The following is a 21,899-nucleotide window of genomic DNA, read 5'->3' on the forward strand; positions in this document are numbered from 1 at the left end:
TATTCAACTTTAACCCATACATAACTTCAGTGATTTAAATGATGAAATATTTAACAAATTTAATTTTTTATGCCTTCCTTTCAACCAGTATCTGTAGCATTGCATATGCCAAATGCAATCAGACAGATCAACTGCAGACCTATAGCTGTATGGAGCAGCAGCTCAAAACAGATAAGGTAAAAATGAATAAGATCTATCAACGAATCTACCAACAATATGATGCTAAAAATAAAGCATTGCTGGAAAAAGCACAAAAAGCTTGGCTGAGCTATCGTGATGCGCAATGTACAGAACTTACGGGAAGCTTATATTATGGTGCAATGGGCTTAGCTTCAGGCTTTGCACATTTAGACTGTGAAATGAATGCGACACAATTTCGACTCAAAGAATTAACCAGTTTACTGGAAGGTCAATAACAGTCTTTAAACTCAGCTTTATGTTCTACCCCCTGATGATCGACATGGGCGTAGAACACGCCATAACGCCCAACATAATATTCAAGCGATTGGTCATGATAATTCCAAAAAATAGACCATTCACCAAAGTCAAATGAGCCAACTTGACTTTGTGTATTCATTGGCATCTTACTCAACATATCATGCTGAATATGCCCCGCTTGAGAAAAATCTTTGGTTTGTAGCGCCTGCTGAAAAAACAATTGTGCTGCAGCATCAAATAAACGTTGATCTTCATCAGTGACCTGAAACTCATTGGCAGTTTCTGGTTCGGTCATAACTTGCTGTTCAACTTGATCTATAGGATCTTGTGTTGAGGATATTTCTATGGTGTTTTTTTGCCGTTCTTGATCAATCATCTGTTTAATCAGCTTGGTTTTTTCAGGCAATTCATGATCTTCGGGTGAATTTTTTATCCATTTGGAAAGGTCTTGCCTTTGCTGTTCAACGGCTGCATTAATTTTATGTTTAGCGAACAAACGCCATAACACATAGAGTGCAATCAAAATGAGTAAAACAATGATTAATTTCAACATAGACTCATCTCAAACATAAAATACAGCTTAGTTCAGACGTATTTGCCAAGTTTAAAGCTAGATATTTTGATTGTTTTTTTAGTGATATACTGATTGAATTGTATAACGATCAAAATCAACTGATCAGCTTTAAACGTAACAATTTCTTTCTTTACAATACCTAATCAGCAGTTGTTTGAAATAGCTTTAAATTCCCACCTGAAAATACAAGCCCTTTGTTTGGTATCTTCTTTAAAGTTATGGGTTTTCCTACATTTTTATAAATCGGCTTGTCACCATCAAGTTCTTTTAAATCAATTTTTTGAATGTAGATCTGATTATTCCGTGTATAGAGCTTTACACCTCCTTCATCTGATGCCATATAATGAACTTTTAGATGATGAATATGTTGTAAGTCTTCTACCCATACAATAATTAAATCACCACCTCGTTCATACATACCATCAAAATAAACAGTATCTGCATCGATTTTTTCTGCTTTTACTGCAACATAACCAATAGCATCAACACTATGATCAACAAAATAGACAGTTTTTTTGCCATTAAACTGCAATCCATATGCTGAATAATATTGTTCTTTATTTTGCTTCTTGGTTTGGCATGAATAGCTCTTTAACCCGACTTTTGTTGAACCTAACTGGTAAGTTTGTGCTGTAAATATGTCGCTATCATCTTGTGTGCATTCATTAGAAAGCTTCGTTTGAACAGTTAATTGTTCAAATGGTTTGGCATAGATTTGTGCTGTTGCCACTAAACCACAAATCAATAAAACGGATGGGAATGATCGTATTTTCATGTCGATTTTCTATATTTTTAGAATAAAGGATGATCACTTCAATACTTTAGCAAAGAAATGATCGATTCAAGCATCATTGTATCAATATTTAAATGATACAACACCCTATCCGTACGTATAGAACATTTAAAAATGATTATTGTAAGGTCTTTAACTGTGCCAAGCTTTGCTGTTGTTGTAATTGTTGCTCAAATTCTGCTTTACCTTTTGCCACATAATTTTGCAATCCATCTGGATCAATAAATGCATTTTGATCACCTGCTTTCAGTCTGACCAATTTCTGCTTCATATTGAAACGATCAGCTTTATTTGCCAAAAAGATATCAGCATGAATCGCATTTAACGTTTGAAATGTTTTTTGCATATCCGTCACGATATGAGGGTAATTTTTGTTATTTAATAAATGATAGCCCCCTGTAAACAAACTATCAGCATAAATAATTTGATAATGTTTAAAGTGATACTGTACTTCGGTTGTCCATGAAGTCGCACCCGGTAAATGCCCAGGCGTAGCATGAGCTGTAAAGACTTGTTGACCCAACTTTAACTGCTCGCCATCTTTAAAAATCAGATCCGCTTTTACAGGAGGAAATGGCAATTGATTTCCCAAAGCAAAGTCCGTGCTGGCGCCATTGGCGAGCATCTCAGCATTCTCTGCACTGGCAATCAGTTTTGCCCCACTCCATTGTTTTAATTTGGCAAAACCACCTGCTTGATCCAAACGTGCATGACTATTTAACAGATATTTAACATCGGTGATTTTAAAACCCAATTTCTCAATATTACTTTTGATCTGCACCGCAGATTGATCAATTCCACTATCAATGAGAACCAAACCTGCACCTGTATCAAATAAGACTGAAGAAAGATTTTCAGTACCGACATAATAAACATGGTTGAAAATTTTAAAAGGCTCAATCGGTGCATTCCACAGCTCAAACAGACTCATCGGTGGAGCTTCAGTCAATGCTTGTTGAGAGTTTAAGGCTGCAGCTTGTGAAAATTGAATACTCATTGCCATTAACGAAACAACGATAGATTTGATCAGGCGCATATAAGCGATCCATGCTGACAAAGAGCCGCTATATTTTCTCAAATCCTGATATTTTTCAAACTTTAACTGTCTAAAAAACAGCTAAATACAGCTGTAATTGTAAAAAACTTTTTCAACTATAACTTATGGCTTATTTCTGAGCTTAAGCACTTTGTTTGCAATACGATTACTGGTATCTATCGCAAATTGATCAACATATTGGCTATAAAAATTTGCAACGATTAAAGTCACAGCAATTGCACTTAGACCGGAAACAAGAACAGCCCACGAATATGCCCAATGCCAAGTTAAAAATAAATTAAACAGTGGAATACACACCAAATACAACATCAACAAATGCAGTAAGTAAATGGAAAAAGATAATTTACCGAGCCACACCAAAATAGGATGATCCAAATGTCGCGATAATAATGGGTTCATCAATACACTATAAACAATCAAGATTCCTGCAATAAAATTGCCATAATCATAGGTGTTTTCACCTAAGATATGGTAAAGACCCGCATATGATGTACTGGTATTGTGCGCTCCTGCAAAATACAAACCTGTGAACAACATGAGAATCGCAATCAAATTGGGCAATGTTTTCGCATAGAGATAAATATAGATTCCAATAATAAAACTCGAAATACCAAAGCTAAACCCTTGTCCGCGCCATATAAATGCAAGACAGGGAATCAGTAGTGATGCGAACCAAAATGCTATCTTTTTATAATGATAAAGATAAAGTAAGAAAAATAAGACAAATGAACCCATCAACTCAATGGTCATGGTCCACAAGACCCAATTGATATCACTTTCAGAAAATAGAAAAGCACCTATCGTGCCTTCATAAAGTGCATGACTAAAACTGTAATTTTGTACTGCAAATGCTTGTAACCAAGCCCCCACATGCTGGCTATCGATATGAATGATTTTAAAGACTGACCAGATCAGCAAACATGATGCGAGTGCAGGAATCATTAAGCGTGGATAACGCTTAATCATCATATTCTTGATTTTAGAATGAAATTGCTGCGGGCTTTTTAAGATGGCATAGCTCAGTACATAGCCACTCAATACAAAAAAAACAAAAACAGCTGCATCGCCTGAGTAAAAAAAACCAAACGGCGAATGATGTACGTGATACACCCATTTAAGATCCGTGGTTTCATGAGGATCAAAGTGATGTAAATATGGAAAAAAACTCATGGCAAGATGAGAAAATACGACAGCTAAACAGGCTAAGCCTCGGATACTTTCTGCCGAATTTATTTTTGCGGACATCTATTATTCCCTATGAAAACAAAAGCCCCAACCTGTGGGACTTTTATTGACTCAACCCTTAGTCAATGTAAGTAATACGACCATCTGCATCATGGTGTACTGTCGCCACTTTTTGCTGACGAGATTGCACCAATGCATCAGCATTCAGATTAAAATAATCAGCATATTCCTGAGTAGATTTTGCTTCTGCTTCTTTTTTAGTTTTAGCAGGCACAAAGTTACTCCACAACCACAACGAAATCGCACAAGCAATTAAAGCAAACAAACCACTTTCTAGAGCTTTTGCAAAAGCATTAAAAAAGTAGTGTACCAATTGTGGCTTTTCTAAAGACAGATAGCCAATCAAAATAACAATCGGTCTCCAAAGCAACAACCAAAATGCCCACAACATTGCAGTGATGGTTGTCGAAAAGTAACGACGATGCCAAGGTAACTGCTTGCGTACATCAATAATCAAAGACTCAGTTTTCATTTTCATATCTCAAAAGCACGATATTGGCTTAAGTTATTTAACCTTTTAGTCATCTTGTCGCATCCCACGGTCAGGACTTACCCAACGAGCTCGTTTACTGTCACCACGTAAAAGAACTTTAGGAAATGCCACAATACTTGCCGTTACGGTAATCAACCAAAATACAAAAGGATACCAAATCATCCAATAATAGTTTTTTGCCAAACTTGATTCATAACGACTGTCCATCCATTTGCTGATTGCAAACTGTAATAAACAAGTCGTACCGAGTAAGATTCCTGTTCCCATCGGTAATAATGGAGAACTCATTGCTGGGAATCCAGCATAAGGAAGAACCAAATGTAATATCCAGAAAATCACCATAATCAACATTAAATATGACCAGACCAGCGTTAGAATCAACTCAATAATCAAAGGCCATAAAAAATTCAGTTTCGGTTTGAATAATACATCTATATTCTTAATTAAAACTTGCGCACCACCCATTGCCCAACGTAAACGTTGTTTCCATAAACCATTAAAGGTTTCAGGCATCAAAATCCACACCAATGCATTAGGTTCAAATTTGACATCCCAACCTGCACGATGCAGCTTCCAAGTGACATCAATATCTTCAGTCAGCATATTGGGTGACCAATACCCTACTTCATGTACAGCACTTTTTCGAAAAGCCGTGATCACACCTGATACAGTAAATAGACGTCCAAAGGTTCTTTGCGCACGCTTAATCATTCCGACAATCGAAGAAAATTCACCGACTTGAATGCGCCCAAGCAAAGTTGAACGTGTACGAATACGAGGGTTACCTGTAACCGCTGCAACGGTTGGATTATTTAAGAAATGACGAATCATCCATTGTGCAGCATGTGGATCAAGCAAAGCATCACCATCAATCCCGATCAAGAACTCAGCCTCAGTAAGCAAACTCCCCGCTTGTAAAGCCATCGCTTTACCTTGGTTCTCTGCCAAATGTACAACACGCAGTTTGTCGTACTTCAATGCCAATTGATTGAGAATCTCGGCTGTATTGTCAGAGCTTCCATCATTGATTGCAATAACTTCGAAATTGGGATAATTCAACTTTAATGCATGGCTGATGGTTTCGTCAGCATTATCCTGCTCATTAAAACAAGGAACAAGCACTGCAACTAAAGGATATTCTTCTAAAGCTGCTGGCTGAGTATATGGAGGCTCTTTACGCTCTTTCCAATAGAAAATTAAAGCACCAATCATCCATAGATATGACATAAATAATGGATAATAGAAGATAAAATTTAATAAGGACTGCCACAGGTGCTGGATTGCGCTCATATCACACCTTAAGGAACCAATCGTTGTGGTTTAGAATCAAATACTTTACGCATCTCGGCAGTATTTGGATGATCTTCAATCGGATCATCTGGATAATAACCCACATGCATCACCCCTTGTTGGTACAAGGACTGAATTGTTTGAGTAATTTCAGAAGTCGGAATTTTCTGATTATTACGCCAGTTTACTGCCTGTAACTCAAAAATTGTCTTTTTGATCCCATTGGGCTGCTTCTTCACACGTTGCACTAAATCTTTATAGAATTTAGTTGCGTCAGGGGCTTGCTCCATATAAGGCATTGCCATGATTGCAGTGAAGTCATAATTTTTAAGTGACTGCTCTAAAGACTGCGCATACCAGTTTTCAGAATATGCAGACAGTGCCACCTGCGCATACAAGTTACGAGCTGTGAGTAAAAATGGTTGGTAATAACGTGCTTTCTGCGCCAAATCCATTGCAAAACTGTCGATTGTCTTGGTTTTAAAATCAGTCCATTTTTGCAGTTTCGCATCATCATTACGAATTTCTTCTAAATCCGCAGGTAAGCCAATTTTTTGATAGGCTTGGATCGCTTGAGGGCTTGCATCTTCATAATCGGATAAGGTTGCATCATCATGGAATAAAATTCCATCAAAAGTCGTCGACTTTGCTAAATCCTGATATATACCTTCGATCACTTTACGTGCTTCAGGAGAGTATGGGCTCAAACGGTGATAACCCATGTTGAGATGATCACTGTCTTTGGCTTGTTGAGTTACCACAACATCTTTAGAGGCTGGATTTGATGCAGGTAAATCCCAAGCCAACAACGGCATCCAGGCATATAAACGACTCACATGCGTCCGGGTTTGAATTTGCCAAGCAACACGGTTAAATAAATCTGCACGCATTGGAAGATAACGGTTCGGGAAATACACCATGTCAGCAGAACCGTTTGCATCTGGATCAGCAAAGGCTTGTAAGAATACTGTGGTCACATTCATTTCACGAATACGATCTAACAAATGTCCTAAATTCTTCTCTTGCTGTGCTTCGTCTGGATCATAAATATAATCAAGGTCGACATGCATCACTTTTTGCGGGCGATTATTGTCAGTAAAATTCATTTGACGACTTTGGATTTCTTGTGCCAAAGCGTCAGTGGTCATATTACCTTCGACCAAAATGCGGTTTAAATGACCTAATGACTTTTCAATATGATCAGGACCATCGTCCAAGCTAATTGTTATTGGCATGCCCACTTTTTTAGCCAATGCGACTGTTTCCATATTATAGCGACCATATGGCCACACCATGACGCGTGGTGCTTTTAAACCATGTGATTGCAATACTTTATTGTTCTTTTTCAAATCATTGAAAATACGATCTGCATAGACTTTATCCGATTCATAGGTTTTACTTTTTGGATAATATTCACGTGTTACCGCAGCAGGCTCAGAATTCCCTTGAGGATTGCCTAAAATACCCCGGTGTAAGTTATAGCTATGGCTACCAATTTCCACATATCCGCTCTTTTGCATGGTTTTCAGTTCATCCCAAGACAAAAGTTTTTTACGTGGTAATTTATCATCACCAAATTGAACCATTTCATTGGCTTTTGGTTCTAGCCAAGAACCCACAACAGCCAATACAACTGGAATCTTGCGTTGTTTAATTACTGGAAAGCCATATTGATAAAAAGACTGATAACCATCATCGACAGTCAATAAAACGGGTTTGGTCGGTAATTTAAACTTACCTTCATTGGCTTTAATAATTTGGTCAACATTGACAAAGTGATAGCCGTTTTTCTGTAACCAGTCTAAATGCAATTCAAACTGCTTTGTGGTAACCGCATAATCAGGAATGACGGCATCATGATTTGGCGTAATTTCATGATAACCAATAATTGTCAGCGTATTTAAATCAATCTTAGGTAGTTCATGCTCAATAGGAGTTTCAGTAGCAACTTGGTCTACTTCTGCCATAGCACTATTATAAAAGGATGAAAACAATAGTGTTACGCATATCATCGCTGAAGGAGAAAAGTAACGGCTTAGCATATATTTAAATACTCGATCATCATTGTTTTAAATCTGAACCCGCCTATAGCACTTCATTTCTGAAACACTAAAATCCTTTTTTAAGGCGAATTAAAACAGACGTTTTACAGCGATGATTTAAAAGAATAAAACTGAAACGAATCTTAAAAAATAACTCTGAGCAGAATTATTTATTTGCATCATTTAAACACTTTTAGGACAAAAGTATTGTAGAGGATTGTTAAACATTGATCAATTAATAAACAACAATGTCTTTAAATTGTGTTTAAAATCACACTATTACAAATCTATAAGCGATTAAAATAGCACTGACATTATATTTTTATAGCATTGAAATATGAAGAAAAAATGGAGCAATATTTAGCATTTAATCTCACTCTTTTTTCTGTCCATTCATTGTGTTTTTAAGATACAAAAATAGAGGTCTTTTGACCTCTATTGATTGTTTTAAAATCCTTGTATCAAGGAAATTTAATCTACTTAGTCACGTGTTTTTACATCAAACAACTCTATTTCAAAAATCAGATTAGAGTTCGCAGGAATAATTTTACCCATTTTACGTTCACCATATGCCAAGTGTGAAGGCACGATTAACTTACGCTTCCCGCCCACTTTCATTCCCATGATTCCTTGATCCCAACCTTTAATCACACGACCTGTTCCAATCACAGTTTCAAAATAATTGCCACGATCAATTGAAGAATCAAACTTGGTACCATCTTCCAACCAACCCGTATAGTGTGTGGTAATCAAAGCCCCTTTTACAGCTTCTTTACCTTCACCAACTTTTAGATCAATGATTTCTAATTCATTTGACATACATTATTCCTATTCACGATTAGATGATTATTGGGGAGCCTTGTCAGAGTCCGCCATTGCAGCAGCATAACTTTTACAAAAGCTTTGATAATCTTGTTCAACTTGTTGTGCATAATTATACGTGTATTTCAACAATTGCGTTTTCCAAAGTTCTGCATGTTGTGCAAAATTGATTAATTCATCTGCATTTGAAGAACCTTTACGTCCTGCTGAGCGTAATTGGGCATAGGCGAGTAAGCGTGCCATGTTATAACAGGCATCTGTAAACCTCTTGGGTTTATCTACACACTGTTTAAAATCAATTTTATCCTGTTCTGGTTGTAAAGCTTTGACAATATAAGCTTGACCATCAAAATCAAGCCTAGATAATTCAGCTGGTGTTTCATACTGCATGAGTGTTTGAATACACTGAATACGTTGTGCTTGATCTTCCCATTTGGGCTGTTCAATTTTTAAAAAAGGCGACAAACTCAATGATGATGCTTGAGCTTGCTTCACATCAAACAAGGCATATTTTTTATTTTCAATATCATAGACCAGAAACACATAACGATCTAAACCAATACTCCCCGTTCCAGCGACACGTATCGCAACATCTAATACTTGAAAATGGGAGGGAGACTGCAAATTATGCGTATTTAAATAGCCAGTAAACATCGCCACCAATTCAACATAGCGTTGTTTTGAATCAACCTTAAAATACTTCTTTTGGTCTATGTTTAAGTAACGTTGCTGAGTTTTTTTATCTAAAGATGAGTGCGTTTCAATAAACTCAAAGAAATCTCGTTCAGAAACTGTTTGAATATATTTCTTTAACATCCCATCTACGGTTTCTTTTTCGACGGCGTAGGCTTTTCCAAAAGCAAGCGCTTTTAAATATTCATCTAATAGCTGTTCAGCGATTATTTTTAAATCATCATCTTTGATATTCAGTGCTTTACCTGCCAAAAAGACACTACAAATAAATCGAGAAACATCCCAAGTTGGATGAGCCAATATGGCTTCATCAAAATCATTTAAATCAAAATAAACCACTTGATGACGACTGCGGTAACTCCCGAAATTTTCCACATGTAAATCACCGCAAATCCATGTGGTCATTTGATCGGTCCAAGTCTGTTGAGTTGCTAAATCTTCATAATATAAATGACATGAACCTCGGAAAAAACGAAATGCGCTGCTGGTCATCAATTTATATTTAATCGCAGTAAATTGTGCATCTCGTGGTTGGTTAAAACTGCAAACTCGTTCAAAAGGATCACGCATTTGTTAACTCCAATATTTTTATAAAAATTAAACTACGCTGTTAAGCTGAATTTTGGATGAATAAATACTGACGTTGTAACAACAATAGATTGTGTTTCTGTTAAAAGCTGAGCTCTTTAATGTTTGGATCTAACAATAAATAATGCGTTAATTTCTTATGATTTTGTGCAGAACCGATAACCACCCAACGACCAATAATCTGCTTTTCTGTCTTATTTTGTACTCCACGAAGAACTTTCATATTGTACTGTTTAAATAATTCTTCATATTTATCTAAAGTTTCTTGTTGGTAATCACATAAGATCCGATAATTACGAGATTGGTGAATGGCTTCAATTTTATCTTGAAAATACACCAGAAATATTAAGACAATCAGCACCAATATTGTTCCAATAAATGCTAAATATTCATAACCTGCTCCTGCCGCCATTCCCAGCGCTGCTACCATCCAGATGGTCGTTGCTGTGGTGATACCTGAAATCCGATTATCATCTTTAAAAATAACACCTGCACCTAAAAAGCCTAGTCCTGTCAAAATATTAGCAGCCAAACGATCTGGGTTTTCAACACCAATCTTAATGGAAAGAATAGTGAATAAGCAGGATGCTAGGCTGACCATGATCATCGTTCTCAATCCAGCCGACTTACTGCGATACTCACGCTCTGCACCAATAATTGCGCCAATTGCCAATGCCATTAGTAAATGGTAGATGTCGTTGTTCATGAGTCATTCAACATGTAGATGTTCGATCACTTTAGATATACGAAATTTAAGCAAAAAAAAGCAAGCGATTCGCCTGCTTTTTCTCAGTAAATTTTATTTCATCTTGAGCATTATTGAAGTTGAGTCCACTCAATCACAGCTTGAGCATCATCTCCAATTAAAGTCCATTCACCATCCATCACATTTAATTGCAACTGCATCGTACGTTGACATAAAGCTTGTACCGCAGTTGTACTGGCTTCAGACAATTTCCAAACCTGAACATTGGACAATGTTTTTAACTTGGAACTTCTTTTATACCATTCTGCAACAGATGTTCCATAAGCCACCACAGCAACTTCCTTACAACGTGCCGCAGCTTTTTTGACTTTATCTTCGTCAGGCAAACCTACCTCAATCCATTTGACCAATTGACCAGTCAAATCTTTTTCCCATAATGCAGGCTCATCTGTTTCAAACAAATCTTTGGTAAATTCCAGTTGTTCATCTGCAAAACGAGCAAATGCCAATACACGGACCATCAAACGCTCAATCGTTTCAGACGGGTGCAAAGCCATGGTCAATTGATAATCACCATATTGATGCACATCCATATTGGCAATATTGAGGTCAGCCTTATAAATTGTTGCTTTTAATGCCATGAAAATTCCAAAAGTTCTTCAATATGGCGCACAGTCTATAAGATTTTGCTTTGGATTACTGCGTTTTTTCCAATAGGTCTATCCTACAATTCAGTAAAGCATTTTCTAGGCTTTCCCAATCACGATCATGTTGTGTAATGAGCTCTATACGATTATCTATACTTTCCTCACCTGATTTATAGTTGATATGGTCTGGGTTAAAATTAAAAGTCATCCAACCTTGATCGGTATTAAAAATACCTTTAATTCTTAACCAATCTGTTTGCTCACACAAAACATCTAATAATTGGTAAAAATCGAATTGCCAACGTTTTGAAAATTTCCAACCAACCACCGTATAACCATTTGAAGTTTCTACATAGTGATAAGGTAACTGTTTTATCACGGGCAGTTCATCTTCAGCAGTTAATTTTTTTTGTGCTTGAATCAAAGGCACAACTTTACGTTGGATTCCCTGATGAGCAACATCTAACTGTTGAATATCCAAATGTCCTTGCTCTGCAAGCAACCAAGTTTGAATATAAGCAAAGTAGTCCTTTTTGAATTCATCTAAAGCCAAGAAATCGGATTCAGACATCAGATCTGTATGAGAAACTACCACCAATTGCGCAGCTTTTAATTGATCTTGATAGAGTTCTTGACTTATCCATTGTTGGTCATTTAATCGACTACCATCAATGACAGTAACCAATGCTCGCATATCAATTTGTGCTTGCCACTGGGGTTCTGTCAATTGTTCCAAAAGTTGTGCAGGATGCCCTAAACCTGTAGGTTCTATAAATAGCCGATCTGGACGCTTATCAAAAATTAAGCGAGATAATGCAATTTGCATGGGAAGTTGCCCAGCACAGCATAAGCACCCCCCCAACAACTCTTTGACTTCATAACCAGAGTCTTGAGGCAATAGTTGCTGGTCAACACCAATTTGCCCAAACTCATTCATTAAAATCGCCCAAGTTTCTCCCTCAGGCTTTTGTTGCAGCAAATGCTGTAATAAGGTTGTTTTTCCTGCACCCAAAAAGCCAGAAATAATATGAGTTTTAACTGCTTTTTCAGTAAAAATCTTCAAAATATCACCCAACCTAATAAAATAAACATATGAATGGCTATACTCGACTCTCTCCATTATTACGTAAAATTTGCCAATAGTTTCAAATTTTAAATCTATTTTTTAAATTAAAATTACAATAACAATCCAAAAGTCCAATATAGCATTCATTAAGATCATATAATCAATGTTATTTACAGTAACCAATCGGTATATTTTTTAATCATTTTTTCATATTTACATACATTTTAGCATTGCAAAAAAAGTAGAATAATCACAAAAAAGCAACACAATACAATGATTTGTTTTAAATATGTAATCCACCTTGTTATGCTTTGTTGCTGAGGTTGCCCAATTTTTCATCTGCACTTAGCATGACTCTACTCCCTGTGAACTGCAACGCATTTAACACACGACTGCTTTCACAGGTCGCTTTACGATTAATTTTATGAATTAAGGATGCCAATATGAAACTTGTTAAAACACTTTTAGCGACTACGCTTGCTTTCACTGCTTTCTCAACTTTTGCTGCAACAGATACAGCTGCAACAGAAGCAGAAAAAGTTGTCGTATCAACTCAAGAGCAACCAGCTGCTACTGAAGATGCTCAAGCTGCTGGACAACCAACTGCTCAACCAGCGACTGAAAGTGCTGCAGAAGCACCAGCGACTTCAGCTCCTCAAGCGGGTCAATAAGATTTAAACTCCTCCCGAGTTAGCAATTAAATTGTCTGTAAAGACAATTTGAATAAAAAGACTGGGTCATGCTGCGATTCAGTCTTTTTATTTTTTCTTATGATGCACAATGCTCAGCCAACATTCACGCCACTGATCATGATCTCCATCTGCTCACCTCTAAACAATTTTGCTTCTATTATTCCTGATAAAATATTGAGATCAATGAATATCATGCTCATCACAAAGAAAGCGTTAAAGATTCATGATTTAACTATTTGTGATTTAATTGGCGTGATTTAATGCTGATGAATCAAATCGAAAGGATAATATCGTTGCCGCTTGAGTATCGTATCATCCAATTTTAAAAGCTTAACAATTGCCGCACTTTCAAAACGCCAATAACCAAAGAAAACATCATTCTTATTTTTATCAAGATCAAACCAATATGTCTGTTTTATACTTGGATACCACTTGCGATCCAGATAATCTTTAAATCCCTCTATATTCTGTGTATCTATTAACTTTTTTATAAATTCAAATTTTTGTGGATAAAGTAATTGCTCAGATTTTTGTCTAGGCAATTGAGTGGAAATCAATACATCTAAAATCATATCTTGGCTGTTTTTACCCTCTAAAGTATTTACGATTCGTTGAAAATCACCCACGGCAACATCCAATAAAATTGCTAGAGAAACCATCCAGAGTGCCTGAATATAACCATCAAAGTAAATTTTATTATCATTGTTTTCAGTATTGCACCAACCTGCTTCAAATCGTGGAATAAGATCTAAAAATGAATCTTTCATTTGTTCAGAGCTAAAATCTGCTGAATACTGTGCAATCACCATATGCAAAGATATATTGAAGACTTGATGTTTGATAGCAGGTATACGTTGTTCTTTCTGATCAGCTGATTTTAAACACTGTTCATAAATGCAATATCATCCAAGTTTAGTTGAATATACGCATCAAAATAATGGCGATCTTTAAAATCTGTTCTCATAAGTGCTCCAAATAATTCTCAGTATGATTCAATCACTGTTTTTAAATAATTTTTATTAGGCATTCACTATAACCCAAATTCGCTTAGTTTATATGCATAAAAAACAGATCATGAGGATAGAGCACTTAGATTAAATTTAAACCGCCCACATTTCTGATTTTAAAAAAGCGCTGTAAGGGTGTCACTCATCAACACAACAAAAAAAATTATACTCGTTGAGACGCTAACGGTTATATTTTAGTCTCAATATTGCTCAATGCTACAGTTTGTTATTGTGGCGAGTATCCACTGATAATTCGGCTATAATACTTCGGTCTCAAATGACACGATTCAATTTGGGAAATTTATAAATAAAATCTGTGAAATAAAGATCAAAGAGGAAAACTCTATGTTAAAAAAATTTATAGGTCTTGGCTTATTAAGCATATTACTGACAGCATGTGGAAAACCATTGCCTGTAGACAAGCAAAATTATTCGGGTACTTGGCAAAGTGAGGATGGTCGTGTCAATTTGATGATTACTCCTGAAGGGCGCGTTGAATATAGCAATAAACAACCGAATTCAAGCTCATCTGTATCTGCTCCAATTTCTAAATTTGAAGGCAATAACTTTAGTGCTGGCGTTGGACCTCTCTCAACAGAATTTAAAGTTTCACAAGCACCTCAACAAACCGCTGAAGGATCTTGGACAATGACTGTAGATGGTCATGTACTCAACAAAGTGAATTAATCAACAGATTGATATGATCAGCAAATCTTGTACTGATGCTGTTTTAAATACATTGATAATCAAAAATAAACCTCTGTAATCAGAGGTTTTTTGTTGTAAGCAATTAATTGTGCGATGACTTTTTATAAATACTGCAAGAAGGATGATGGTTTTCTTGCAAACGTGCAACTTTACGATGCTCAGCAGCTTCAAAACGACAACGTTTCCAATCATTATCCAAATTCAATGCAGGAATTTGTTTTGGTTTACCATTTTCATCAACCGCAACCATGGTGAAATAACAACTGTTGGTATGACGAACCGTTCTTTTCTGAATATTTTGAGCTTCCACTCGGATACCAATTTCCATTGAAGTACGACCAACATGGTTGACACTTGCTAGAAAGGTGACCATCTCACCAACATGGATCGGTTCTTTAAAATTAACTTTATCTACAGAAAGCGTAACAACATAACTACCAGAATAACGGCTTGCACAGGCATAAGCGACTTGGTCAAGCAACTTGAGGATGGTTCCACCATGTACATTACCTGAAAAGTTTGCCATATCTGGGGTCATCAAAACGGACATGGTTAATTCTGACTGGTCATCTGTAGCTGGGATCAATTGATCTAATGGAGACATCGTATTCTAGACTCTATTTTAGGCAGGAGATTTGTGGCTATTATTATATATCTTTTCTACCAAAAAACATGCTTAATTCGGCAATTGACCATTCTCTCAACTTATGACTAAAAACATCTTCATTTATTTGGACTATAGCTTATTGGTTTATCAACTATTTTTGAGATTGATGACATCTTGTAAGCAATAGCCGTTTCAAACAGTATTGCCAAACTGACAAAAAATTTTGAATTTACTTAGGTGAATTGGGCAATTAAATGAAAACCTGATGTGACCTCATGCAACTGAGCATTCGATTGCTCCATTCAAAACACAATAATACGGCGCTATCCGATCTAATTGTATCTCTACACAATGTAAGTATGACGAAAAAGTATAAATTAAACTTTAATTCTGTACTTGATAGTGCTGCGAAATATTTTCAGGACTTTTCTTACTGGCAATAACAACCTCTAAATCATGAATACGTTGATTGGCAGCATCAATACCCGCTTGCATGGTATCTTGACGACCTTTCACATCAAAGATATGCGCTTTTTCTCTTAAATCAGGCTGAATCACAATATCTGCATTTTTTAACTCTTCAGCAGCCAATTTGTTTTGCATAATATTAATATTTTGATTAAACAAACCCCAAACATTGGTTGTTTCTGTATTGGCAGGCTGTGCCAAAATATCAACAGCAATGACCACATCCGCACCTAATTCTTTAGCAATATTGACAGGTACAGGACTGACTAAACCACCATCCACATACTCTTTGCCGTGTATCATGGTCGGAATAAACATACTTGGAATCGAAACAGAAGCTCTCACCGCTTGCCCTGTGTTGCCATAATTAAAAATGGTCTTTTCGCCATGTTGTAGTTCTGTTGCGACCACATACATCGGGATTTTCATTTTTTCTAAAGGCATTTGATTGATTTGTTTGTTGACATAATCTTCAACTTTTTGCCCATCAAAAAAGCCTTTCATGCCGATCTTAAAGTCACGTACATCCCCCACTTTCATATCTAAAGCGATTTGACGTAATTGTTCAGCTGATTTACCACTGGCATAAATTGAACCGACAATACTGCCCGCACTGGTTCCCACAATAAAGTCAGGTTTAATACCGTGCTGTTCCAATACCTCAATCACGCCAATATGTGCATAGCCACGAGCGCCACCACTCCCTAAAACGAGTGCAATCACAGGTTTTTTCTTTGAGGACTGTTGGTATTGATAAAAACTTTTGTCCAATCTAGAAGATGCTTCAGAAACTGGATGAATTGACGCCCCTGTAGCCTGAGAATTTCTTATAGGTGAGTGCGTACATGCAGCTAAAGAAAGACTACAAAACAAAGAAATTAAAACTTTATTTAACAATGACATATATTCTCAGATCAGGGCATAATCCAAAGGTGCATGTATCTAAGCATACTTTTTATGATATTGCTGTTGTATTTATTTAAACTGTCATCATTTCTGGCTATATTATAAAAATCTTTGAGCTTAAAATAATCCAATTTAAAAATGCCAAAACTAATTGAGATCTTTTGGATTTTCTTAAAATTAGGCTGTACAAGTTTTGGTGGTCCTGCAGCACATTTGATCTTTTTTAAGCATCATTTTGTTGAAAAGAAACATTGGCTGAATGAGCAACAATATGCCCAATTACTCGCACTCACCCAATTATTACCTGGTCCGAGCAGCAGTCAAATGGGCATGGCGATTGGATACTTACACCAACGCCACTTAGGTGCAATTGTCGCTTGGCTAGGATTTACCTTGCCTTCAACACTGCTTATGTTCTTTTTGGCATATTTTGTTCAACAACATTATAAGATTTCAGCAGCCTTATTTTCTGCAATACAGTCGATCATTCTTGCCATCATTATTTTTGCGTTTTGGCAAATGTTCAAAAGTTATTGTAGAACTAAATTACAATTTCTGTTGATGTCCCTGAGCGCCATATTACTTCTTATCTTTTCAAATGCTTGGATTCAATTTGCAATCATTTTTATCAGTGCAGTATTGGGTATCTTTATTCATAAAGTAATCTCTATTCAGCCTTCAAAATCCGTTGTTAAACACAAGACTGAACATATCTTCTTCCGATCTGTATTCGCTTTACATCATCACAGTATAAGCTGGCTGGTCATATTTATTTTAATTTTTTTCGGACTGTGGTTAGGCGCCCTTTTGTTTACAACTACAGGAGCAATGACTGCTTTTAACCTTTATAAAACGGGTGCTTTAGTTTTTGGTGGAGGGCATGTTGTACTTCCAATGTTGTATCAAGATTTTGTGCATACAGGAATGATTAGTCAGCAAAATTTTGAATTTGGCTATACCTTGGCTCAGTTTATGCCAGGTCCGTTATTTACTTTTGCCAGTTATATGGGTTCATTTTTACCACTCAGCCCATTTCCACTCTTCAATGCATTGATAGCAACCTTGTTAATTTTTCTACCCTCCTTCTTCTTCATTTTTACAGCATTGCCCTATTGGTCAAAACTCATCAGCAATGTTTACATTCAAAATTCAGTCACTTTAATCAATGCCGCTGTGGTTGGATTTCTCCTCTCGATCATTGTGCCAATGGCAGAAAAGAACTTGAATCATCTACAAGATATATTCAGTACTGTGTTGATGTTATGTAGTTTAAAACTGAACATTTCGATCTTTATCAGTGTGCCTATTATTTTATTACTGCGTTATATGTGGAATACGATGGCATAAAAAAGCCAGTGATACACTGGCTCAATACAACATTACAAGACAATCAGATTAAGCAATAAATTTAAGAATCAATTGAATCACTGTCGCATTAATTAAATCGACAAAAAAAGCACCGCATAAAGGAACGATTAAGAATGCTTTATGAGAAGGACCGTACATATTGGTAATTGCTTGCATATTGGCAACCGCTGTTGGTGTTGCGCCCATACCAAAACCACAATGACCTGCTGCTAATACGGCTGCATCGTAGTTTTTCCCCATGACTCGGAATGTCACAAATGCTGCATACAAAGCCATTGTTAATGTCTGAGCAGAGAGAATAACGACTAAAGGACCAGCTAAATCAGCCAACTGCCAAAGCTTTAACGATAACAAAGCCATTGCCAAATAAAGCGATAATGCGGCATTTCCAAAAACATCAATCGCGCGATCGAACATTTTAATGCGTAGAACACCTTCTAGTACATTACGAAGGATAACTCCCCCAGCAAGTGCCCATACAAATGTTGGTAATTCAAACCACTGCCCTTTACTATATCCTGTCATAAACTCAGCAAAAGCCAAACATGCAGCAAAAAGACCTAAAGTCGTAATTGCATTATCTGCTGTGATCAAACGAACTTGATGTGGATACTCGAATGGAACATATTCACCCAGTTCAGTCACTGCTTGCTGATTGGTTTCATCTACTTCTTTTTGTGTCTTTGGACTAGACAATTGGTAGCGGTTGATCAGCAATTTTGCCAATGGACCACCGATAATACCGCCAATAATCAAACCAAATGTCGCACTTGCCATACCCAATGCCAATGCACCTTGTATGCCATGCTGAGTTTCAAGGATTTCACCCCAAGCACCCGCAGTACCATGACCACCCGTAAGGGTAATTGATCCTGCAATCAAACCAACAAGCGGGTCTAAGCCGAGTGCAGTAGCTAAGCCCATTCCGACAAAGTCTTGAACCACGATAAATGAAGCAACACAGACAAGAAAAATGACTAAGCCCAAACCACCTTCTTTTAATTTAGCAAAATTGGCACTTAAACCAATTGATGCAAAAAATACCAACATAAAACTGGTTTGTAATTCACTGCTGGTGGTGATGCTATAACCCCATATATTGTGTACCAACAATGACAGAATTGCGGCAACCAAACCACCTGCGACAGGCTCAGGAATATTGTATTTACGCAAAAACTCAATTTTATTAACAAGGAAACGCCCCAATAACAATACAATGACTGCAGCAATCAAGGTATAAAAGGCATTAAAAGAAAATTCCATAATAATTATCCATGCTTAGGCTATATTTTTTGCTGTAAAGTGATGCCATTTCATCCTACTAAACTTTGTAATCACTTAAGATTAGCGGTTACTAAATCACCTGATAGACACAACAAAAAAATAAAATAAAAGGCAGATTTTCAATCTTGAAAACCTAAAGATTTTGAGAAAATAAACTAAAGATAGACTGAATTACAATGCTGCAAATATTTAGAAAAGAAAATGGTCATGATGTTACTCCTATTATTGATAAAAGATCATTTCATCAAACAATGAGAAATACAGTCCTGATAAGTCGTTCGCTCTACAGAACAGGCCAAAACATGTGATTTATCTATCCGACAGCATCAACATGTAAAAAAAAGAGCGTCAATTATGCATTTTTTTTGACAAATGTCTAACTAAACATTAAAAAAATTTTGTTATAAAAAACTATCTTTCTTAGGCAGACTTTATTGATGCCATTAAAATAGAAAAGCCGAGGAAAAATCCTCGGCTTTTCAATCACTAAAGTCTAATTTAGAAATTATATTTAGCCATTAAGCCCACACGGTTATCTTTATATGATTGACCTGCAAAAGTTTCACGCTTACCGTTGATATACTCGATACCCAAATCAATTGGTTTCGCTGGTGAGTAAATCACGTTTAACCATGCTTGTTGAACTTTCTCATTTGCAGATGGGTTCGCTTTTGCGAAATCAGTACCGTTGTCAGCAAACAATGCACCATATGCTAAAGTTGAACGCAGGTTAGGTAAAATTTTATAAGTACCACCCACTTGAACTGCAGTGAACTCATTCTGTTCAATATCACCATTTACCACAGAGTAAGCACTGTTACTACCGTATAAGTAGTTACTGTTACCTACAACATAAGAAGCATCAGCAAAAAGTTTTAAAGGATCTGCAACTTTAAAGTCTGTACCTACACCAATACCCCAGCCTGTTTTATCTTTACGGATATTGTTGTCTTTATAATTCTCCACCAAAACACGTGCAGAAGCGTTACCGTTACCACCCGCATATGATTGAGTTACTTTACCAGTTAACACAGGAAGACTGTATTTAATTGCAGTACCTGTTATGCCAGCACTATTACCTTCTTCAGCAGCAACCAATAATTTTGTAGTCGGTGCTAGGTTATATGCATAACGAACTTGCGGAATACGTGTCGTACCACCACCTAAGTTAGTTGCAAAGTCAATCATTTCTGGCGCATGGCTAGACAAGAAGTTAGACGTTGTTTGACCGAATAACCAATTGTTATAAGTTAAGTAAGCATGACGAATACGAAGGTTTTCATTCACACCATTACCCGCAAAGTCAACTTCAACTTTACCACCTACTTTTGCATCGCCTACAGGTGTATTAAAGTCTAAACCGATACGCGTAGTTTTCGCAGTAGCACGTAATTTATCTTTCGCTTCACCCGTCGTTGCATTCACTTTGTTGAAGTCATCGTCTGCACCCTCGATGATATAGTTCGCATCACCACGTACAAAACCGTAAATGTTAATGTCAGCGCCAGATTTTGATTTCAAACCTGAAGAAGCTGATGCAGGTGCAGATTCAACTTTAGACTCGACCAGACGAACTTGCTGTTGCTGTTGTTGAAGCAATGCTTTTAATTCTTGAACTTCATTGCGTAATTGTTGAATCTCTTGGCTGTCAGTAGCAGCTTGAGCTGTATTTACCATCAAAGCAGTGACTGTTAATGCTAAGCTTTTGATAATAAATGACTTGCGGTTTGTGAATAGACTCATGAAATACTCCTAGCCTTATTTATGATGTGCATCCGTACAATTTGACCTTTTAACCCCAGAACTTTGCTAAAAAATCAATTTTTCTTGTTTTCTTCAGTAGTCTCTCAAACACCACATTAAAAAAACATTGCACATATATGCTTGCTATTAAATTATGAAAGCGTTGAAACTAAGTTAAAACCCAAAAGTAACAATTTGTGTATAATTCTTACACTGTTGTAATCTAGCCTAACTCAACCCCTTAATTAAAATCAGTTTTACCGAATAAGACTTTGATTTCAATTCTTTTTTCAGATTAACATTTCTATAATTATTATATAATCGGGGGGTTAGCGAAATCTTGACAAACGTCAGTCGCTCAATATACGACTATCGTATATAGTCTAATTGATGGAAAACCAAGCTTTATAGGGAAAATTAATAGCGACAATGACGTTCAAATTGTGGATTCAATAATTACAGGTCTTGCTTGATTATTTGAAATGTGTCGTTAAATGAGGGCTCAACGATAACAAATTATTTCAAACACTCTTAGGGTCTGCGGACATTTTATAAATGGCTTGCGTTGTGGGTTAAAATTGAGCAGGCATGAGGAGTATACTCCGCAAGGAAATGAAGAGAATAGCGAGACTATTTTTAAATTTCATAACGTAGCCTGAGAT

Annotated in this window: 21 protein-coding genes; 4 read left to right on the plus strand and 17 right to left on the minus strand. The window is 36.5% G+C overall.

What is annotated here, in order from left to right:
* Nucleotides 1-41 precede the first annotated feature (41 nt).
* Complete coding sequence (locus AAV97_RS07605; RefSeq protein WP_010591010.1) at nt 42-416, plus strand: lysozyme inhibitor LprI family protein; 375 nt, start codon at nt 42-44, stop codon at nt 414-416.
* Here the strand turns inward: AAV97_RS07605 and AAV97_RS07610 are convergent.
* The 12 genes from AAV97_RS07610 to AAV97_RS07665 form a co-directional block, all read right to left on the minus strand.
* Nucleotides 410-991 carry a hypothetical protein gene (locus tag AAV97_RS07610; RefSeq protein ID WP_009585806.1) on the minus strand — a complete coding sequence of 194 codons (582 nt, stop codon included), beginning with the start codon at nt 989-991 and terminating at the stop codon, nt 410-412. The two genes, AAV97_RS07605 and AAV97_RS07610, sit on opposite strands and share 7 nt — an antisense overlap.
* A gap of 160 nt (nt 992-1,151) precedes the next feature.
* Nucleotides 1,152-1,787, minus strand: a complete 636-nt coding sequence (locus AAV97_RS07615; protein WP_009585834.1) for a hypothetical protein — start codon at nt 1,785-1,787, stop codon at nt 1,152-1,154.
* A 136-nt stretch (nt 1,788-1,923) separates the two neighbouring features.
* A complete protein-coding gene (locus tag AAV97_RS07620) occupies nt 1,924-2,841 on the minus strand; it encodes an HARLDQ motif MBL-fold protein (RefSeq protein WP_009585815.1) in 918 nt (305 codons plus the stop codon).
* A 123-nt stretch (nt 2,842-2,964) separates the two neighbouring features.
* Entirely contained in the window at nt 2,965-4,107 is a 1,143-nt protein-coding gene (locus AAV97_RS07625; protein ID WP_009585830.1) for an acyltransferase family protein, read from the minus strand.
* 58 nt (nt 4,108-4,165) lie between these two features.
* The gene (gene pgaD, locus AAV97_RS07630) at nt 4,166-4,579 is read right to left on the minus strand and encodes a poly-beta-1,6-N-acetyl-D-glucosamine biosynthesis protein PgaD (protein WP_004828110.1); all 414 of its coding nucleotides are present in this window, start codon (nt 4,577-4,579) and stop codon (nt 4,166-4,168) included.
* A gap of 45 nt (nt 4,580-4,624) precedes the next feature.
* A complete protein-coding gene (gene pgaC, locus AAV97_RS07635; protein ID WP_004828107.1) occupies nt 4,625-5,890 on the minus strand; it encodes a poly-beta-1,6-N-acetyl-D-glucosamine synthase in 1,266 nt (421 codons plus the stop codon).
* Nucleotides 5,891-5,898: 8 nt separating this feature from the next.
* The gene (gene pgaB, locus AAV97_RS07640; RefSeq protein WP_004828105.1) at nt 5,899-7,932 is read right to left on the minus strand and encodes a poly-beta-1,6-N-acetyl-D-glucosamine N-deacetylase PgaB; all 2,034 of its coding nucleotides are present in this window, start codon (nt 7,930-7,932) and stop codon (nt 5,899-5,901) included.
* 480 nt (nt 7,933-8,412) lie between these two features.
* Nucleotides 8,413-8,751: an FKBP-type peptidyl-prolyl cis-trans isomerase gene (locus AAV97_RS07645; protein ID WP_004828104.1), complete on the minus strand. Its 339-nt coding sequence runs from the start codon at nt 8,749-8,751 to the stop codon at nt 8,413-8,415.
* A 27-nt stretch (nt 8,752-8,778) separates the two neighbouring features.
* Nucleotides 8,779-10,017 carry a DUF2252 domain-containing protein gene (locus AAV97_RS07650; RefSeq protein ID WP_046760247.1) on the minus strand — a complete coding sequence of 413 codons (1,239 nt, stop codon included), beginning with the start codon at nt 10,015-10,017 and terminating at the stop codon, nt 8,779-8,781.
* A 100-nt stretch (nt 10,018-10,117) separates the two neighbouring features.
* Entirely contained in the window at nt 10,118-10,741 is a 624-nt protein-coding gene (locus tag AAV97_RS07655) for an MgtC/SapB family protein (protein WP_004828100.1), read from the minus strand.
* A 110-nt stretch (nt 10,742-10,851) separates the two neighbouring features.
* A complete protein-coding gene (locus tag AAV97_RS07660; RefSeq protein WP_009585855.1) occupies nt 10,852-11,382 on the minus strand; it encodes a YaeQ family protein in 531 nt (176 codons plus the stop codon).
* A 55-nt stretch (nt 11,383-11,437) separates the two neighbouring features.
* Nucleotides 11,438-12,451 carry a CobW family GTP-binding protein gene (locus tag AAV97_RS07665; RefSeq protein WP_009585824.1) on the minus strand — a complete coding sequence of 338 codons (1,014 nt, stop codon included), beginning with the start codon at nt 12,449-12,451 and terminating at the stop codon, nt 11,438-11,440.
* Between the two features lie 446 nt (nt 12,452-12,897).
* Between AAV97_RS07665 and AAV97_RS07670 the strand changes: the two genes are divergently transcribed.
* Nucleotides 12,898-13,125, plus strand: coding sequence for a hypothetical protein (locus AAV97_RS07670; RefSeq protein WP_005030824.1), 228 nt, complete (start codon nt 12,898-12,900; stop codon nt 13,123-13,125).
* Nucleotides 13,126-13,403: 278 nt separating this feature from the next.
* Here AAV97_RS07670 and AAV97_RS07675 read toward each other — a convergent pair whose 3' ends face one another.
* Complete coding sequence (locus AAV97_RS07675; protein ID WP_227510893.1) at nt 13,404-14,042, minus strand: PoNe immunity protein domain-containing protein; 639 nt, start codon at nt 14,040-14,042, stop codon at nt 13,404-13,406.
* A gap of 456 nt (nt 14,043-14,498) precedes the next feature.
* On the opposite strand from AAV97_RS07675, the gene AAV97_RS07680 reads away from it, so the two are divergent.
* Nucleotides 14,499-14,840 carry a hypothetical protein gene (locus tag AAV97_RS07680; RefSeq protein WP_004828092.1) on the plus strand — a complete coding sequence of 114 codons (342 nt, stop codon included), beginning with the start codon at nt 14,499-14,501 and terminating at the stop codon, nt 14,838-14,840.
* Nucleotides 14,841-14,943: 103 nt separating this feature from the next.
* Here the strand turns inward: AAV97_RS07680 and AAV97_RS07685 are convergent, their stop codons facing one another.
* Nucleotides 14,944-15,465: an acyl-CoA thioesterase gene (locus AAV97_RS07685; RefSeq protein WP_004828090.1), complete on the minus strand. Its 522-nt coding sequence runs from the start codon at nt 15,463-15,465 to the stop codon at nt 14,944-14,946.
* 387 nt (nt 15,466-15,852) lie between these two features.
* Entirely contained in the window at nt 15,853-16,839 is a 987-nt protein-coding gene (locus tag AAV97_RS07690; protein WP_005030827.1) for a patatin-like phospholipase family protein, read from the minus strand.
* A gap of 141 nt (nt 16,840-16,980) precedes the next feature.
* On the opposite strand from AAV97_RS07690, the gene chrA reads away from it, so the two are divergent.
* Entirely contained in the window at nt 16,981-18,189 is a 1,209-nt protein-coding gene (gene chrA, locus AAV97_RS07695; protein ID WP_046760248.1) for a chromate efflux transporter, read from the plus strand.
* 48 nt (nt 18,190-18,237) lie between these two features.
* Here the strand turns inward: chrA and gltS are convergent, their stop codons facing one another.
* Nucleotides 18,238-19,473 (minus strand): sodium/glutamate symporter, encoded by a 1,236-nt coding sequence (gltS, locus tag AAV97_RS07700; RefSeq protein WP_004828084.1) that lies wholly within the window; start codon nt 19,471-19,473, stop codon nt 18,238-18,240.
* Nucleotides 19,474-19,992: 519 nt separating this feature from the next.
* A complete protein-coding gene (locus AAV97_RS07705; protein ID WP_042089380.1) occupies nt 19,993-21,237 on the minus strand; it encodes a DcaP family trimeric outer membrane transporter in 1,245 nt (414 codons plus the stop codon).
* Between the last annotated feature and the right edge of the window lie 662 nt (nt 21,238-21,899).

Origin of the sequence: Acinetobacter sp. Ag2, from assembly GCF_001005515.1 — a bacterium.
GTDB lineage: Bacteria > Pseudomonadota > Gammaproteobacteria > Pseudomonadales > Moraxellaceae > Acinetobacter > Acinetobacter bereziniae.